Source organism: Ketogulonicigenium robustum (assembly GCF_002117445.1).
Classification (GTDB): domain Bacteria; phylum Pseudomonadota; class Alphaproteobacteria; order Rhodobacterales; family Rhodobacteraceae; genus Ketogulonicigenium; species Ketogulonicigenium robustum.
On the sequence record NZ_CP019937.1, the window covers coordinates 2152729 to 2169963 of the forward strand.

Below are 17235 nucleotides of genomic sequence, written 5' to 3' on the forward strand. Positions count from 1 at the left end.
CACCACAATTCGCGCACTTCAACTTCCGCATTGTGTCCTCTTGCCACGGCATGCCTTAGTTTAGACAGCACACATGCCCTATACCACGGCACAAGCAAAGCGGATGGACAAAAATCTGAAGGCTTACATTGCAATGACGGTGATCGGCCTGTTGCCGCTGCTGTCAGTTGTCGTGGCAGGGCATATCGCAACGCTGGCTGATTGCCCGCTGCACGAAGGCGCAGCGCAGGCTTGCATTATATACGGCTACGACGCCGGGCCGCTGCTGCATAGCATGACGGTTTTGGGGTGGTTGATGCTTGTGACCAACCTGTGCCTGATCGCGGGGGTTGCGGGCTTACTGTGGTGCAACCTGCGCGCTTTGGCCGTGCACGCATGACGGCGGATGAGCGGGAGCTGAAAACGACATCGCCGCGATGTCTATCGCGGCGTTCGTGATGCTTTTCCAAGGGAAAAGCTCTAATGGCGGACTGGGGATAATTCACATTATCGTTATAACTATCCTAACGTATTCAAGAAGCTATAAAATATTTTCCAATGTATCTTAACTTGTAGAGGAAAATGTAGTGTAAATACTGACACTCAACTTTAAGATGCTTGCCTTCATTCTGCCGCCCCGCGCTTTGGCGCGATGATGTGGGGCGGCTCAGCCCGCACAGGCTCCCGCCTGCTTGGCTGTCATATATAATATAAAGACGTTGTGGGGGTTGATCTGGTGTGCATCCCTTCAGAGCTGGCAGTGGTTGTGAGGTTAGTTTTATTTTTGCCCCTCTGCCCGCCGTCGCGGGACAGAGGGTGTTGGCGGCACGTTCCGTGCCGCTTTGGCTGAGCGGGTCGCCCCGTCAGCCAAGTGAGCGTGCATATAATGATATTGGTATATCATTATATGCACGGGAAGAGCCTTTTGAGGGGCGTGGCAGCGATGGCCCGCCCATCAAAAGGCCGCACGCCCACTGGCGTTCGAAGGTCATTTGGACGCCCATAGCGTCGAAATGACAGCCGCAAGGGCCACTGGATCGGTGCCACTATAAGGCACTAATCCAGTGGCCATGCGGCAGCTGCGCAGCAGGGCTCCAGCGCCGCCGCTGGTCGCGCCCAAGGCCATCAACGCCTAAACGCGGGAGCGATTTGACGTAGAGGGCCGCGCGAAAGGGGTATGAGGGGTATCCCCTCACCAGCACAGGAATGAACAAAGGGCCGCAACACGCGGCACAGAAGTTCGATCATGTGCTGGAATCTGTGGGCCGCGCTCGATGCGCCGCCCCACAGATTGCAAGGTGGTTGAGGCACGAAACCGCCGCGCAGTTGGCCCGCATGGGCCGACGGAGCGCCTCCCCGGCGCAAGGGGCAGAATGAGGTAGCTGAAAGCTACCTACAGTCTGTCCATATAGGTAGGTTTGAGGGATTCAAACCTACCATTCAAACCCCAACTGGTCTTTTGGCCGCTCCAATAAACGATAGCGTCCCAATATTGCATCCAGAGCGTCAGCTTTCAGAGGTTTCGAAAGCTCAACGCCATTAAATTTAAGAACTTTCAGAACACGCCGCGCAGTAATCTTATTCTTCTCAGTCTTGTAAGCCCACTGAACTTTCAAGCGGTCTAATACTTCCGCGTGCAAATCTCTTGTGTGAACCCTCAACCAAAACTGCTCGTCCTCTATCACGAAAAGACAGCTTTTATTATCGCTGTCTTTACCTTTCCACTGCCGTGTTTTCTGGTCATTGAGATCCCACTGAGGTGAAGTCACTTGAACATAATCAATTGCGACATCCCATTGCGGTAAATCAGTATCATCACGCTTCTTTTGACCAGGTTGAGAATAACTCAAGAAGGAATTTCTTAGGATAGGAAAATCGTCCTCCCGACTAAATCCAACTCCCTTAATATCCCTATCAGCATAACAAGCTTCATAAAAATCGGCTCTCGCCTGAACCACATCATCAGGCAGGATATCACAAATAGTTTGTATGTCACTGGGCGTAGCAGACAACAAGCTCTCTGCAGCAGATATCAAGAGCGCTTCCGCCTGCCCTTCGCTCATCGCAGCTCGACCAGAGCTGCCATGTTCAGCCCCCATCTGGGCGTAAGTTTTTCCAGTCCGAGCTTCGATGTAGCTTTTGATGTAGGGAAAATCCAAAATCGTTACGGTTCCAGCGCCCGCCGCGATCAATCCTCCAACCGCAATTCCTCCCTTGACGATAATGGCTCTCAATACCGTTAAGAAGCTGCCCTCCTCGGGCGGAAGCACATGAAGCTCAACCTCGATAAAGGGCCCGAAGCACTCCTTGGCTAGGGCTTGGATCATGGCCCTTGCTGCGTCCGCAGTTTCTACAAAAGTGTCTAGAGCGATGGTGTGCTCGCCGGTGTCAAAGTGCAAGACAAGCAACGGCGATTTATCGTCGAGTTTGAACACGTAATTCCCTATAATTTCAATATATTAATGAAATACAGTAAGCTACAAAATCGCAAGACCTTTGTGACACACATCGGAAGTTGATTAAGCCCATGTTATTACAGCGGCGTTTTTTTGGAAGAGTGCAGTCCGCTTTCATGTCTATGATATTTGAGATACCTTACTCTCATCATACACAGACCACCTTTCTGCCGTCCGCGTTACGCAAAGATACGCAAGCATTATCAGTTTATTACAGAAAATATACCCGTCCCCTACGTGCGGAGGCAAGATGAGGTGAACGCAGAGATGCCTGTAACGCCCTCCTCCCGCATCATACGTTGACACTCCATTACACAGAGAACCAGCTAAGGAGATGTCGCGCACTGCCGTAACAGTAATTATGGTCGAATTTTTGTTAAAAATTGCCGATTGCGAACCCTCTATAACCTCTCTCTACGCAAATAAATCGCCCTTTCATTTTCGCTGAAAATAAAAAGCCCCTTCAGCGTTTGGTGCTGGGGAGCAAGGGGTATAACTGGATCGCCATGTTTTGCAGGGAGAGAGCAACATGGCTTACCAATTTTTCCACATCGAGACCTATTCGGACGCCCCCAAGCGGGTGCGCGGCACGGCGGATCATTACAATTCGGCGGAGCAGGTAGAGGGGGAAGCTGCGCGCGAGGCGCGGTATTCACAGCACGTTGCGGAGCCTCAACCACCGCTTTCCATGAACTTTGACGGGTTGGTTCCGCTGCAGCAGCTCATTGCTCGCCGTAGGCAGCTAGTTTCGAGTATAACGGAGACGCTAACATCTGCGACAGGTAAGATTTACACACGCAAACTGCGTAATGATGCGGCTACTCTCTACACCGAGATCCACTCGCATCCCATGACCTCGGCGGAATACTTGGCAGACAGGAAGGCCAATCACCCCGAGGTGTTGCGATGGGCCAGGCTTGCCGTGAAGGACTTCCAGCGCCGGATGCCCGAGGGCGTGGAGGCCGCTGCAGTCATGCATCTAGATGAGGGCCATGTGCATATGCACATTCTGGCTATAAATGCAGGAGATCCCAGACTGGACGCGAACAAGCTGCACGCTGGCAAAGTCGCTGCCACCGCATATCGTGAGAACAATGTCAGCGAAGCTCTGGTGTCCTTACCGAAGCCGGATCTTCACCCGCTCCCCTTAAAGCCAAAGAAGCTCAGACCGAGCAAAAACCGCGAGACCCAAAAGAAGCGTGATGCTTCTCACAAGGCCGCACTTGCTCAGTGGAGCATTGACCGCATGCGTATTGAGGCTCGCAACAAGGTGCTTTTACGCGACTGGGAGGCCGCCAATAACGCTCACCTGCAAGCAGGCCGCAAGGCGCGGGGCAAAACCCATGTTCAGCGGGCCTTTAACGACGCCCTGAGCAAGTTGCAGGACGACTATTACGAAGCTGTCGGCAAGCCCTGCGGCCTCCTGCGGGACGGGCCAAGGCGTGAGCGCCTGTCTACGAAAGAGTATGCCAAACGCAAACGCACCGCCCGTAAGATCGCCGACGAGCTGGATAAGATGGAAGCAGCATCACGCGAAATCACTCTGACCACGGCTGAGATCGCGAAGCAGCAGGAGAAGCTTAAAGCTTGGCAGAGGGATTTGAATGCCGGGGAAGATAACCTCTCTACTCTCGCGGCACGCCTGCAAGCCATCGGGCAAGAACTGGCTGCAAAATCTGCCGCCCTTGAAAAGGCAGAAGCAGCTCAGCATGAGAAGTCTATGCGCCAACTGCAACAGCTGTCCGCAAAGGAAGCAAAGCTAGCGGATGTCCAGCGCGATCTGGCAGCGAAGATTGAAGCCATTACAATTAGAGAGGCCGATCTTGCATCCATAGAAAAAAATTAGACAGCGAGCGCCAAGAAATCGCCGAAGCGACTTCAGCAATGGAGGCCGTTATCGATGCACTGGAAAGCGGTGATGCTGACATTCGCAATGGAAAGCTTCATATCGCAAAGCCTCCCCACCTGTTGCAACGTATTCTTCAGCCAATGCTCAAGCCGCAGACAAAGCTTCAATCCATTTTTCATAGGTTTATCAATATTATGACACGAGTTGCGAAAGGGGATGGCGCAGTTCAGCCCGGCGTGTATCAAGAGGATTACGACACAAACGGCCCGCAATAAATCCGCCTTTAGGCATGCTTTCTATTGGCGCGAGTGCTGCCCTATAATTGGCCTGCATATATATAATTATATATATGCATAAATAATTACGCCAAAATTTAAATTGGCGAATTGAGTGGGTTGTGTTTTTATGATACTGCAAAAATCCCGACCAATCTAAAAAGTCGAGAAAGGAGTGCGGATGGGCGTAATATATTATCTCAAATCCAGCAGTTGCTTCATAAGGTAGATGAAGCAATGCAGCAAGCAAAAGATTTGAAAAAATTAGAAAGGCAGCGAGATGCAGTAGCGGAACTTCTTATTCATAACTCAGCCTATATAGAGTTATTTATTAGGCTGGAAAACGAGATTGAAGCAGGTAAAGCTTATATATCTGCGAAGTCGAAGAAGGACACATTAGCATGCGCACGTGCAATTGCAGCACGTTACAAGGCGACAGCTTGAAGCAATTCTTGCTTCTGGCTCAGACTGGCACCGTCCCCATAGCGTTCGCGCGTCAGGGCGTGGCCGAATAAATCGCGGCGGATACGGTCATCGATACCCGCCGCGAGCATCCTATCCTCAAACGCATGGCGCAGCGAGTAGAGCACATGCTCCTCACTTTCCATCAGACCGTTTTCCCTGAAATACTTGTTCACTGTAGCTGACAGGCTTGCGCTCTTCTTGCCGTAGCGAGGAAAGCCAGTAGGGAAAGCTCGCATCGCTTCAAGGGACACTCCGAGCAGCGGGATGGTGCGCCGTGCATGCTTAGTCTTAAGCTGTCGGCCCTCCGGCTCAATCGAAATATGTGGCACGTTGTGATCCAAGTGAATGCAGTTCGCAGTAAGGGCTGCGATCTCGGAAGGGCGACACCCCGTGTTGACCATAATCAAAACTATGGCGCGGGCTTCATCGTTGAGATTCGCAAGGGCATCGGGATGCAGGATGCGCTCTCTGATCCACTCCGTTGAGAATGGTGGCCTTGTCTTGGCATCGGTCGCTTTGAGCTTCAGATCGCCCAGCGGCAAATTCAAACCAAGTCGCTTCATCTTATTAACAGTGCTCAGCACATCGCTCAGATGCCCGAGATCCTTGTTCGCAGAATTCGGTGTCAGTTCTTCCCGCTGGATCCGCTCAACCCACCACGCCCGAAATTCGAGCATGTCATCTGCGGTGATCGCGTCGATAGGCTTATCACCGATCACGGCGATGAAGTTGTTCACGGCCTTTACACGGGGATTGCGCCAACGGCGCAGCTGATCATCCGACTTCACGAGCGTGCGGTCTTTTGCGAGCGTCCAGAATGCCTCGAGCGCGCTAGATACCGTCATCGTGGGTTGCGGCACGATCCCGAGGATCGCTTCCGCATCGGTCACATTGAAGATCTTGCTGGGGATCGCGGCATCCATCCGCTTGGCAAATTCGGCGTAGGGCAGCTTGGCGACGTCAGCGGCTGCTAAGTAGCTAAAGCCACGATTTGCAGCGAGTTCGCGTGCCATATCGAAGCGCGCCATTGCTTCACCGTCACGCCCAGTGAGCTTGATCTCCCAGCCTGCAACGAGCTCTGACCAGACCTTCACAGCCTTTTCTGAGGCCGCAGTGAGCGAATCCGTATGCAAGGACAGGTCGATAAACGCGCGTCGCTCAATCGACTCATACCGACGCGGCACGCGTCGATACAGGTAGTAAGTGGAGCCGCGCAGGACAGGGGAGGGAATCTTTTTCATGCCGCAACGCTAGCGCGCAGAACGGCGCAAGCGCAATCACCCCGTAAGGGCGAATGTAGTGCGAAATGTAGGGTGAATTTGTTGTGAGGCATTTACCTCTAAAATTAAGTTATTTAATTTCAACGACTTAACAGCTTTCGCTGACATCTAAATGGCGGACTGGGGAGGATTCGAACCCCCGACCCCTTGATTCGTAGTCAAGTACTCTATCCAACTGAGCTACCAGTCCGCTGTAGAGTGAGGCTGTTCTAACCGTGGGGGGCGGGGGCCGCAAGGGGAAAAGTCAGGCGCTTTTCGGTTCCGTGGCGGCAGGCTGTTCGGAGGGTATATCTGCGGCGGCGCCCTGCGTTCCGGCCTGTGGGGCCGGGTCTGCTTTGCCATCTGCGCCATTCGCGGGCTTGTCGTCATCGGGCTTCTCGTCGGCGCGGTGCTTGGGCAGCGCGATTCGGAAGGTGGTGCCCGCGGCCGAAGTGTCGATCAGCTCGAGCCGGCCGCCATGGCCACGGATCAGTTCGGCCGAGATAGTCAGGCCCAACCCAGCCCCGCCCTTTGTCGTGCCCCCTTGGAACGCTTGGAATAAATGCATACGGGCGCGTTCGGGCAGGCCGGGGCCGGTATCGCGGACGGTGATCCACCAGTAGTCGGTGTCCTCGGCGGCAGAAATGCCGATCTCGCCTGCCCGTTCGGTCGCGACGATGGCTTGGCGCGCGTTGCGGATCAGGTTCGAGAGAACACGGTGCAGTTGTTCGGCATCGGCCAGCAGCGTCATGTCGCCGGGGACATCTTCGGCGAAGGAAATATCGTGCTCGCCCGCGGCGAGGCGTTCGGCGTCGATCACCTCGGCCACAGCGACGGCCAGCGCGACGCGCGACAGGCGCGGCGGGGGTTCCTCGGCGCGACCAAAGGCCAGCGTGGTTTCGCAAAGATTGACGGCGCGCGTGATCGAGCCGACCAATTTCGGCGCAAGGCGCTGGACGGCGGGGTCGTTTGACGATTCGAGGCGGTCGGTGAACAGCTGCGCCGATGTGAGGATATTGCGCAGGTCGTGGCTGATCTTGGCGACCGCCGACCCCAGTTGGGCCAGACGGTCTTTCTGGCGCAGCAGGCTGGTGAGCTGGGTTTGCACATCGCGCAGGGCTTCCTCGGCCTCGCGCAGTTCGGTGACGCCTTGGCCGGGGGTGATAATGCGGCGGGCGTCTTCGGGGGCGGCGGCGTAGTCGCGCATGTGGCCGACCAGCTTTTTGATCGGCTGCAGCAGCAGGCCTTGCACCGCCAGCAGCAACAGCAGTGCCGTCATGACCGCCAACGCTGCCGACAGCAGCAGCAGTTGCACCGCGTAATCCAACATGGCCGCGCGCAAAGGGCCCGATTCCATGGTGATCTCGATCATCTGGCCAGCATCGCGCACGGGGTAGCCGATGACGCGGATAATGCTGTTTTGCGAATCGACCAACGCCATCAATGCATCGCGCACCAATTCGGGCTGCGTGGGGGCGCGAATGTCGAATGTCGCTTTCACCGGGCCGGGCACAGGCGAGGACAGCACCAGTTGGCGCACATCGTTGCGGCGCAGGACGACGTTGAACACCTCGGCATTTTCCAGCAGTTCGGTCTGGACGTTGTCGGGGACATCGACATCCGCAAGCAGCGCTAGCGAGGCGATCTGCGCGCGTTCAAGTCGCAGCTTCAGATAATCGACACGGAAACCCGTCACGGCTGGGACGAGAATCATCACCTCGGCCAGGACGACGAGCAAGCTCGTCAGTATTAAGAAGCGTCCCGAGAGAGACCTGAGCATCATTTCCCCTTGGCGGCGCGCGCACCCCCACATTGCACCGACGCGCGGGTTATTTCCAGTCCCCCATCAAATAGGTATGATCGTGCGCAGACCAAGTGCCGTGCCGCCGTTAAACGCGGGACATCAAAGGAATCGCACCAGATGCGCCCCATCCGGTTGACAGCCGGTCACGGCCCGCTTAAAGGACGGCACTTGAAAGAATTCGGCTGTGCGATTCCACTGGGTATGCGCATCGCCCCCTGTACCGGAGACGCGCGATGAAACGCACATTTCAACCCTCGAACCGCGTTCGCAAGGCGCGCCATGGCTTCCGCGCACGCATGGCCACCAAGGCCGGCCGCAAGATCCTGAACGCCCGCCGCGCCCGCGGCCGCAAGGTTCTGTCGGCCTAATCGGCCGCCACAGTAACTGGCTATGACACCGCCGGTGCCCCTGTTGGATGGCCAGACGGCCTCCGTCAGGGGGTCGGCGGTTTTGTCGTCTGCGCCCCCCCGCCCTATCGAGGAGCCGCGCAGGCAGCCCAAGCTGCCGCCGCGCCCGAAGGTGCAGAAGTCGGGGCTGGCGATTATGACGCAGCGCCGCGACTTTCTTTTGGCAGCGCGCGCATTGCGGATGGGGCTGCCCGGTTTTCACCTGCAGGCCCGCAAGCGCGCCCCCGATGAAGGGGTTGGCGGCATCCGCGTCGGGTTTACCTGTTCCAAAAAGGTTGGCAATGCCGTGGCCCGTGGTCACGCCAAGCGCCGTTTGCGCGAGGTAGCGCGGGTCGTTTTGCCGACCGCAGGGCTGGACGGCTGGGATTACGTGCTGATCGGCCGCGAAGGCGCCACCGCACGAGCCGATTTTCTGCAGATGCAAGCCGATCTGGCCCGCGCCGTAGCGCGCCTGCATACACAAGCGCCCCCCGAAGCGAGCGTCGCATGACCCCGCTGGCGCGCTTGTTCACCCTGCCCGTCAAAGCCTATCGCTTGGTGTTGTCGCCGTGGATCGGCAATGCCTGCCGCTTTCACCCGACCTGTTCCGCCTATGCGCTGGAGGCGTTGGAAAAGCACGGCGGGCTACGTGGCGGCTGGCTGACACTGCGCCGCTTGGCCCGTTGCCACCCGTGGGGTGGGTCGGGCATTGATAACGTTCCCCCGCCAAAGCCAAAGACACACAGCTGCAAGGGCGACCACCATGTTTGACGACGACGATATCGCCGACGATATCCACCCGCTGTTTTTCGGCGCCCCGAAAACCACAGAATTCAAGAAGTTGCGCAAGCGCATCGTGCAAAACGTGCGCGAGGCGATTGACCAATACGGCATGATCAAACCCGGCCAACGCTGGCTGGTGTGCCTGTCGGGCGGCAAAGACAGCTATACGCTGCTGGCCGTGCTGCACGAATTGAAATGGCGCGGCTTGCTGCCGGTGGATTTGCTGGCTTGCAACCTTGACCAAGGTCAGCCGAATTTCCCTGCTACGGTTCTGCCCGAATTCCTGACCAAGATGGGTGTCGAGCATCGCATCGAATATCAGGACACCTATTCGATCGTCGTCGACAAGATCCCGCAAGGGCGCACGATGTGCGCGCTGTGTTCACGTTTGCGGCGGGGCAACCTGTATCGCATCGCGCGCGAGGAAGGCTGCAGTGCCGTCGTGCTGGGTCACCACCGCGATGATATTCTGGAAACCTTCTTTATGAACCTGTTCCACGGTGGACGGCTGGCGACGATGCCGCCGAAGCTGCTGAACGAGGACGGCGATCTGTTCGTGTTCCGCCCGCTGGCCCATGTGGCCGAGGCGGATTGCGAAAAGTTTGCCAATGCGATGCACTACCCTATCATCCCGTGCGATCTGTGCGGTTCGCAAGAGGGGCTGCAGCGCCAGCAAGTAAAAGAGCTGCTGGACGGATGGGAGCGCAACAGCCCCGGCCGTCGTCAGGTGATGTTCCGCGCGCTGATGAATGCGCGCCCCTCGCATCTGCTGGACCCCAAGCTGTTCGATTTCATGGGGCTGACCCCTGGGCCGAAGATTGACGCTAACGACCGCGACGTGCCGAAACTGGGCTGAAACCACCCCGGAAACGCGATAAACGGGGCAGAGAGACGGCGCGGGCCCGAAAGCGCTTGACCTTTGACCCCTACGACTGTTGAACCGCGCTGACCCCTCTCTGCGCGACATGAGCAAGCAAGCCACATGCAAAACCAGAACAAGAACCTTATCCTCGCGACTGTGCTCAGCCTTGCTGTGATCGTAGCGTGGACGTTTCTTTTCCCGCCCCAAGACCGTGCCAACGAGCCAGTGCCCGTCGCCGCCACGCAGACCGCCGATCCGGCGCTGCCCGGCGTTGCCAGCAGCGAGGCTGGCAGCCTGGAGGCTGTGACGGACGCCGAAGCGGCCCCCACCCCCGATATGACCCAGCGGATCGCCATCCAGACCCCGCGTCTGAGCGGCTCGATCTCGGTTTTGGGGGGGCGGATCGATGACCTGTACCTGAACGACTACCAAGAAACGATCGAGGAAGACTCGCCGACGGTGCGCCTGCTGCGCCCTGTGGGCGAGCGCGGGGCTTATTACGCGTCGTTCGGTTGGGCCGCAGCCGAGGGCATCGCCCCCGACGCCGTGCCCGGCCCCGATACGCTGTGGTCGCTGGAGGGTGATAACGACACGCTGACCCCGGGCAACCCGGTCACGCTGGCGTGGGACAACGGTGCGGGCCAAGTGTTCCGCACCACGTTCAGCATCGACGAAAACTACATGTTCGATGTAGCACAATCGGTCACCAACATGGGCGAGGCGCCGATCGAGATGCGCCCCTATGGCCTGATCCGTCGCCACGGCAAGCCCGAGGGCCTGCGCGAGTTCTTTATTTTGAACGAGGGCATCGTGCGCATGGCCGATGGCCGCTTGGAAGAAATGAAGTATTCCAAGATGCCCGACATGAACGATTCCGAACTGGGCGTTCCGGCTGAAGTGGCCGAAGCGCAGGAATCGGGTTGGATCGGCTTTACCGACCACTACTGGATGACCACGCTGATCCCGCAGCAGGGCACCGCGTTCCGTTCGGTTCAGAAATACCTGCCCAGCCGTGACCTGTATCAAGTCGAGGCCGTTATGGCGCGCCAAGACATTCAAGCTGGCGGCGAGGTCAGCGTATCGACCCGTCTGTTCGCGGGCGCCAAAGAGTGGGCGACCATTCGCGAATACCAGAACGAAGGTGGCGTCGACCGCTTTGTCGACTCGATCGACTGGGGTTGGTTCTACTTCCTGACCAAGCCGATCTTTGCGCTGCTGCACTGGCTGAACCAGCACATCGGCAACATGGGGTGGTCGATCATCGCGCTGACGCTGATTCTGAAGGCGCTGGTGCTGCCACTGGCCTACAAATCCTATCTTTCGATGGCAAAGATGAAGGAATTGCAGCCCGAGCTGACCAAGCTGCAAGAGCGTCACAAGGACGACCGTCAGGCCCTGCAAGTCGGCATGATGGACCTGTACAAGAAGAACAAGGTGAATCCCGCTTCGGGCTGTTTGCCGATGATCGTGCAGATTCCGATCTTCTTCTCGCTCTATAAGGTGATTTTCGTCACGATCGAACTGCGCCATGCGCCGTGGGTTGCGTGGATCCAAGACCTTTCGGCCCCCGATCCGACGTCGATCCTGAACCTGTTCGGCCTGTTGCCGTGGGGCACGCCTGATCCGACCAGCTTCTTCTTCATCTTCTCGCTGGGCGTTCTGCCGATCTTCCTTGGCATTTCGATGTGGCTGCAACAGCGTCTGAACCCGACGCCGCCCGATCCGACGCAGCGCATGATTTTTGCGTGGATGCCGTGGGTGTTCATGTTCATGCTGGGCAGCTTCTCCTCGGGGCTGGTGCTGTACTGGATTGCGAACAACGTGATCACCTTCGTGCAGCAGTATTCGATCATGACCTATCACGGGCACCGTCCGGATCTGTTCGGCAACATCCGTGGCTTGGTCGGCAAAAAGAAGGCGACTGACGGGCCTAAGGACAAGGCTGAAAAAGGATAACGAATGGCCGTTGCGATGCAGGTGGTCGACCTTTGGCGCCACCCGATCAAGGCGCATGGACGTGAACAGGTGACCCTCGCCCGGCTGACCGCCGGCGAGGGTTTCCCCTTTGACCGGATCTGGGCCGTGGCGCATGATCTGTCGAAATACGACCCCGACCACCCTGCTTGGGTGTCTTGCGCCAATTTCCAGCGTGCCGCCCGCACTCCCGAAGTAATGGCCATCACCGCGCAGTTGGACGAAGGTAGCGGGCACATTACCCTGCAGCATCCGCGGATCGGCAGCTACCATCTGGTGCCCGAGGATGCCGTTTCTGTGGCGAGGTTTCTGGCGTGGCTGGCCCCGATCAGCCCGCAAGAACGCTTTCGCCCTGTCACCTTGGCGCGGGCGGGGCGCGCGATGACCGACACGGCCGAGCCAACGGTGTCGTTGAACTTCACCGCCTCGCTGGCGGATCTGTCGCGGCATATGGGGCAGGACCTGTCGCGGGACCGCTGGCGGGCGAATATCTGGGTCGACGGTTTGGCGCCGTGGGCCGAATTTGAATTGGTGGGTCGCCGCCTGCGTATCGGCACCGCCGAATGTTATGTGACCGAGCGTATCGGGCGCTGCGCGGCGACAATGGTGAACCCGCTGACGGGCGCGCGCGACGGCGATACGCTGCGGGCGCTGCGCGAAGTGGTGGGCGAACAGGATTTCGGCGTTTTCGTGACCGTCACACAGGACGGTACGGTACGCCCGGGCGATAAAATCGAGGTGCTATGATGCAGATGCAATTCACAGAGGCCCCCGCGCCCGACGACATAACCGCCGAAAAGGGCCGCCTGCTGTTCGCGGGGCCGGTGGATTTCGTCAAAGGTGTGGTGGCGATGTCGGGCCTGCCGCCGGCAGATCGGGTCGAGATCTGCTTTGCGGGACGCTCGAACGTGGGGAAATCCTCGCTGATCAACGCGCTGACGGGGCGCAAGTCGCTGGCGCGGGCATCGAACACGCCGGGCCGCACGCAAGAGCTGAACTTCTTTGCCTTGGGCGAAGACCGCTACATGGTCGACTTGCCGGGCTACGGCTATGCCAATGCCCCCGTCGCAGTGGTCGAGAAGTGGCAGAAGCTGCTGAAGTCCTATCTGTCGGGGCGGCAGACGCTGCGCCGCGTCTTTGTGCTGATCGATTCGCGCCACGGAGCAAAATCCGTGGACGAGGAAATTCTGACGCTGCTGGATAAATCGGCCGTCACGTTTCAGGTTGTCATGACAAAGACCGACAAGGTCTCGCGCGCCGAGTTGGAGAAGAACGTCGCGCAGGTAAAAGCCGCGCTGGCCAAGCACCCTGCCGCCTACCCCGAACTGGTGCTGACATCATCGGAAAAAGGCGAAGGCGTGGCGACATTGCGCGCGATTATTGCTGGGCTGACCTAGGGCTGGACTGATCAGACTTGGCATAGGGCTATCCGCACTTTAAGACGCGGGTGAAACATTCTGCCCCAGGGCCGCCATGAGATTGCAAAAGATGAACCGCGACTGGATTTCGACGGCCAAGACTTTGGCCGAAGCCCTTCCTTACCTTCAACGTTATGCAGGCGCGATCGTTGTGGTGAAATTCGGCGGTAATGCCATGGGCGATGACGAGGCTATGGCCGATTTCGCCCGTGACATCGTGCTGATGAAGCAGGTTGGCGTGAACCCCGTTGTCGTCCACGGCGGTGGCCCGATGATCAACGACATGTTGGCCAAGCTGGGGATCAAGTCGGAATTCGTCCGTGGCAAGCGCGTGACCGACAAGGCTGCTGTCGAAGTGGTCGAGATGGTGCTGTCGGGCGTAGTGAACAAGCGCATCGTGCAGGCGATTAACGACCAAGGTGGGCGGGCTGTCGGGATTTCCGGCAAGGATGACGATCTGATGGTCTGCGTCGCCGACGACCCCGAGCTGGGTTTTGTCGGCAAGCCGGTCGAGATGAACGTGCAGGTGCTGCGCGATCTGTTCAGCGCCGGCATCATTCCCGTTGTCGCCCCCGTCGGCACCGGCATGGCCGATAACGAGACGTTCAACGTCAACGGCGACACCGCCGCCGGCGCAATCGCGGGCGCGCTGAAGGCCGACCGCCTGCTGCTGCTGACCGATGTTGCGGGCATCAAGAACAAGGATGGTCAGGTGCTGACCCAGCTTGACCCCGAACAGATCAACGAGTTGATCGAGGACGGCACGATCTCGGGCGGGATGATCCCGAAGACCGAGACCGTTCTGGCCGCGATTGAGGCGGGCGTGCGCGCCGTCGTCATTCTGGATGGCCGTCTGCCCAACGCGACGTTGCTGGAGCTGTTCACTGAACACGGTGCTGGCTCGATCATTCGCAACCCGAACCCGCCGCCGCGTGCGGCGCGCCGTTAAGCGGGCGTGAGCCTGTCCGTTTTTTTCACCGGCCTTTCCATGGGGCTAGGGCTGATTGCCGCGATTGGGGCGCAAAATGCATTCGTCTTGCGGCAGGGACTGCGGGGCGAGCATGTCTTTGCCGTCTGCCTGACGGCGGCGCTGTCGGATATGGCGCTTATCGCACTCGGGGTTGGCGGTTTCGGCACGCTGGTCACCCGCCTGCCTTGGCTAGAGCCTGTGATGCGCTGGGGCGGCGCGGCATTTCTAATCTGGTATGGCGCGCGCAGCTTGTGGGCCGCCCTGCGCAGCGACGGGGCCTTGACGGTCGACACCGGCACTGCTGCACCGCTGGGGCGCGTGCTGCTGGCCTGTCTGGCGATCACGTGGCTGAACCCGCATGTCTATCTGGATACGGTCGTGCTGCTGGGCTCGGTCTCGACACGCTTTGAAGGGCACGCGGTGGCTTTTGCTGCGGGCGCCATGACCGCATCGGCGCTGTTTTTCTTTGGCTTAGGGTACGGGGCGCGTTTGCTGCGCCCCGTTTTTGCCGCCCCCATCGCATGGCGTATGCTAGAGGGGGTCGTAGCCCTGATCATGTGGGCTATCGCCCTGCGGCTGATGCTTCACTAGACCTTAGTGGTTCAGGATCTGGCTGAGGAACAGCTTGGTCCGTTCCGACTGCGGGTTGTTGAAGAACTCGACCGGTTCGTTCTGTTCCACAATCTGGCCCTGATCCATGAAGATCACGCGGTTCGCCACGGCTTGGGCGAAGCCCATTTCGTGCGTGACGCACAGCATGGTCATCCCCTCGTCCGCCAGCTCGATCATGGTGTCCAGCACCTCTTTGATCATCTCGGGGTCGAGGGCGCTGGTGGGTTCATCGAACAGCATGATGCGCGGCTTCATGCACAGGCTGCGCGCGATGGCCACGCGCTGCTGCTGGCCGCCCGACAGCTGGCCGGGGTATTTGTGCGCCTGATCGGGGATGCGCACCTTGGTCAGGTAGTGCATTGCCAGTTCCTCGGCCTGCTTCTTTGGCATTTTACGCACCCAGATCGGCGCAAGGGTGCAGTTTTCCAAAATGGTCAGGTGCGGGAAAAGGTTGAAGTGCTGGAACACCATGCCGACCTCGGACCGGACACGGTCGATGTTTTTTAGGTCGGACGTCAGTTCTGTGCCATCAACGATGATCTGGCCGGACTGGTGTTCTTCAAGCCGGTTGATGCAGCGGATCAGCGACGACTTACCCGAGCCGGACGGGCCGCAGATCACGATCCGCTCGCCCGCGTAGACGGTCAGGTTGATGTCGCGCAGCACGTGGAAGCTGCCGTACCATTTGTTCATGCCGTTGATTTGAACGGCGACTTCGCCGGTGGCGGCTGGTGTGGTCGTTGGGTTGGAAACGGACATATGTGCCCCCTATCGGTGTTCGCGCCGCAGGCGCTTTTCCAGGTAGATCGAATATCGCGACATCAGGAAGCAGACGATGAAGAACATCAGCCCCACGAACAAGAACAGCTCCCAGTAGATGCCGTTCCAGGCGGTATTGGCGCGAATGGACCCCAGCAGGTTCACCGGGTCCATCATGCCGATGAAGACCACCAGCGTCGTATCCTTGAACAGGCCGATGAAGGTGTTGACGATGCCGGGGATCGAGATTTTCAGCGCCTGCGGCAAGATGATCAGCCGCATGGCTTTCCAGTAGTCCAGCCCCAGCGCGTCGGCGGCTTCGTATTGGCCCTTGGGAATGGCGGCGAGGCCACCGCGCACCACCTCGGCGATGTAGGCAGCCGAGAAGAGCGTGACCATGATAATGACGCGTAGCATCAGGTCAAAGTTGGTGCCGGGCGGCATGAAGTAGTTCAGCAGCAGCGAGGCGGTGAACAGCCAAACAATCAGGGGCACCCCGCGGATCACCTCGATAAAGGCGACCGAGAGGGTGTTGATGATCAGCATGTTCGACTTGCGCCCCAGCGCCAGCAGAATCCCCAGCGGCAGCGACAGCGCGATCCCCGCGATGCCGATGATGAACGACAAGGTGAAGCCGCCGATGTCTTTCGAGAGGACACGCGGCAGCGCCAAGCCAGGCGCAACGGCGTCGCCAATGCGCGTAATCAGGCTATCAATCGGGAACAGGAAGCCCAGCGGGTTACCCGCGCCGCCCACCCCGTTCCACACGATGGCAAAAGGGTTAAGGAACCACAAAATGCCAACGCCTATTGCGACAAGAACGCCCAATAACATCCCCCGCTTGCGCGTGACCAGCACCCCCGCTCCAACCATGGCCGCCAGCCCAAGGCCGACCGCGATCGGCCCCCAGATCGTGCCGCCCCAGATGAGGAAGAACATCAAGAGCGGCGAGACGAGCGAGAACCACAGCATTTTGCGCGGCAGGGCCGCAAACAGCACCGGTGCAATGGCGACCACCAGCAGTACGAAGGCAAGGATCACCCGCCAGTAACCGCTGCGCGGGTAGAACCCGAACACCAGTTGGTTCCACCGCTCGGTAATGACGGCGAAACACGCGACATTCGCGCCTGCGCCATACATTTCGTCACGGATCTGACGACATTGGGCCAGCGAATCGGCCTGCCAGATGCCGCGCAGCAGCCAGGGCGCGACGTGCGAGACGACATAATACACCAGCCACAGCGACAGGACCGTCAGGATGACATTCAGCCAGCTGGACAGCAGATTTTCGCGGATCCAGCTGACGGCGCCGGTATCGTTTCCGGGCGGCGCCTGTGGCGGCAGCATGGTTTCGCGCACATAGGCGATTTTGGGATCAGCCATC

18 protein-coding genes and 1 tRNA gene are annotated in these 17235 nt (G+C 58.6%); 13 read left to right on the plus strand and 6 right to left on the minus strand.

Annotated features, from left to right (window positions below):
* Window positions 1–103 precede the first annotated feature (103 nt).
* Window positions 104–379, plus strand: coding sequence for a hypothetical protein (locus BVG79_RS10720; RefSeq protein ID WP_085787367.1), 276 nt, complete (start codon window positions 104–106; stop codon window positions 377–379).
* Between the two features lie 1033 nt (window positions 380–1412).
* Here the strand turns inward: BVG79_RS10720 and BVG79_RS10725 are convergent.
* Complete coding sequence (locus tag BVG79_RS10725) at window positions 1413–2414, minus strand: hypothetical protein (protein WP_085786891.1); 1002 nt, start codon at window positions 2412–2414, stop codon at window positions 1413–1415.
* Between the two features lie 550 nt (window positions 2415–2964).
* Here BVG79_RS10725 and BVG79_RS10730 point away from each other — a divergent pair.
* The 3 genes from BVG79_RS10730 to BVG79_RS13695 all read left to right on the plus strand — a co-directional run bounded on the left by BVG79_RS10730 (window position 2965) and on the right by BVG79_RS13695 (window position 5003).
* On the plus strand, window positions 2965–4281 hold the full coding sequence (locus tag BVG79_RS10730; protein ID WP_085786892.1) for a plasmid recombination protein: 1317 nt from the start codon (window positions 2965–2967) through the stop codon (window positions 4279–4281).
* Between the two features lie 38 nt (window positions 4282–4319).
* Window positions 4320–4559, plus strand: coding sequence for a hypothetical protein (locus tag BVG79_RS10735; RefSeq protein WP_085786893.1), 240 nt, complete (start codon window positions 4320–4322; stop codon window positions 4557–4559).
* A gap of 120 nt (window positions 4560–4679) precedes the next feature.
* The gene (locus BVG79_RS13695; RefSeq protein ID WP_157115683.1) at window positions 4680–5003 is read left to right on the plus strand and encodes a hypothetical protein; all 324 of its coding nucleotides are present in this window, start codon (window positions 4680–4682) and stop codon (window positions 5001–5003) included.
* Here BVG79_RS13695 and BVG79_RS10740 read toward each other — a convergent pair.
* The 3 genes from BVG79_RS10740 to BVG79_RS10750 all read right to left on the minus strand — a co-directional run bounded on the left by BVG79_RS10740 (window position 4985) and on the right by BVG79_RS10750 (window position 8063).
* On the minus strand, window positions 4985–6265 hold the full coding sequence (locus tag BVG79_RS10740; protein WP_085786894.1) for a tyrosine-type recombinase/integrase: 1281 nt from the start codon (window positions 6263–6265) through the stop codon (window positions 4985–4987). The two genes, BVG79_RS13695 and BVG79_RS10740, sit on opposite strands and share 19 nt — an antisense overlap.
* Window positions 6266–6417: 152 nt before the next feature.
* Window positions 6418–6494 (minus strand) — tRNA-Arg (locus tag BVG79_RS10745).
* A 54-nt stretch (window positions 6495–6548) separates the two neighbouring features.
* Window positions 6549–8063 (minus strand): sensor histidine kinase, encoded by a 1515-nt coding sequence (locus tag BVG79_RS10750; protein WP_085787368.1) that lies wholly within the window; start codon window positions 8061–8063, stop codon window positions 6549–6551.
* A 257-nt stretch (window positions 8064–8320) separates the two neighbouring features.
* Between BVG79_RS10750 and rpmH the strand changes: the two genes are divergently transcribed.
* From rpmH to BVG79_RS10795, 9 genes are all read left to right on the plus strand, one after another.
* Entirely contained in the window at window positions 8321–8455 is a 135-nt protein-coding gene (gene rpmH, locus BVG79_RS10755) for a 50S ribosomal protein L34 (RefSeq protein ID WP_013385276.1), read from the plus strand.
* 22 nt (window positions 8456–8477) lie between these two features.
* Window positions 8478–8984, plus strand: coding sequence for a ribonuclease P protein component (gene rnpA / locus BVG79_RS10760; protein ID WP_085786895.1), 507 nt, complete (start codon window positions 8478–8480; stop codon window positions 8982–8984).
* Complete coding sequence (yidD, locus tag BVG79_RS10765) at window positions 8981–9244, plus strand: membrane protein insertion efficiency factor YidD (protein ID WP_085786896.1); 264 nt, start codon at window positions 8981–8983, stop codon at window positions 9242–9244. Before rnpA ends, yidD begins: the two co-directional genes overlap by 4 nt.
* A complete protein-coding gene (ttcA, locus tag BVG79_RS10770) occupies window positions 9237–10112 on the plus strand; it encodes a tRNA 2-thiocytidine(32) synthetase TtcA (protein WP_085786897.1) in 876 nt (291 codons plus the stop codon). Before yidD ends, ttcA begins: the two co-directional genes overlap by 8 nt.
* 126 nt (window positions 10113–10238) lie before the next feature.
* Entirely contained in the window at window positions 10239–12074 is a 1836-nt protein-coding gene (gene yidC / locus BVG79_RS10775; protein WP_085786898.1) for a membrane protein insertase YidC, read from the plus strand.
* A 3-nt stretch (window positions 12075–12077) separates the two neighbouring features.
* Window positions 12078–12839, plus strand: coding sequence for an MOSC domain-containing protein (locus BVG79_RS10780; protein WP_085786899.1), 762 nt, complete (start codon window positions 12078–12080; stop codon window positions 12837–12839).
* The gene (yihA, locus tag BVG79_RS10785) at window positions 12839–13489 is read left to right on the plus strand and encodes a ribosome biogenesis GTP-binding protein YihA/YsxC (RefSeq protein WP_085787369.1); all 651 of its coding nucleotides are present in this window, start codon (window positions 12839–12841) and stop codon (window positions 13487–13489) included. The genes BVG79_RS10780 and yihA overlap by 1 nt, the downstream gene beginning before the upstream one ends.
* Before the next feature lie 91 nt (window positions 13490–13580).
* On the plus strand, window positions 13581–14459 hold the full coding sequence (gene argB / locus BVG79_RS10790; protein ID WP_085787370.1) for an acetylglutamate kinase: 879 nt from the start codon (window positions 13581–13583) through the stop codon (window positions 14457–14459).
* A 12-nt stretch (window positions 14460–14471) separates the two neighbouring features.
* Window positions 14472–15071 carry a LysE/ArgO family amino acid transporter gene (locus BVG79_RS10795; RefSeq protein WP_236951467.1) on the plus strand — a complete coding sequence of 200 codons (600 nt, stop codon included), beginning with the start codon at window positions 14472–14474 and terminating at the stop codon, window positions 15069–15071.
* A 3-nt stretch (window positions 15072–15074) separates the two neighbouring features.
* On the opposite strand, the gene BVG79_RS10800 is transcribed toward BVG79_RS10795, so the two are convergent.
* Both BVG79_RS10800 and BVG79_RS10805 read right to left on the minus strand, forming a co-directional pair.
* Complete coding sequence (locus tag BVG79_RS10800) at window positions 15075–15851, minus strand: amino acid ABC transporter ATP-binding protein (protein ID WP_085786901.1); 777 nt, start codon at window positions 15849–15851, stop codon at window positions 15075–15077.
* Between the two features lie 9 nt (window positions 15852–15860).
* Complete coding sequence (locus BVG79_RS10805) at window positions 15861–17234, minus strand: amino acid ABC transporter permease (protein WP_085786902.1); 1374 nt, start codon at window positions 17232–17234, stop codon at window positions 15861–15863.
* Window position 17235: the final 1 nt, after the last annotated feature.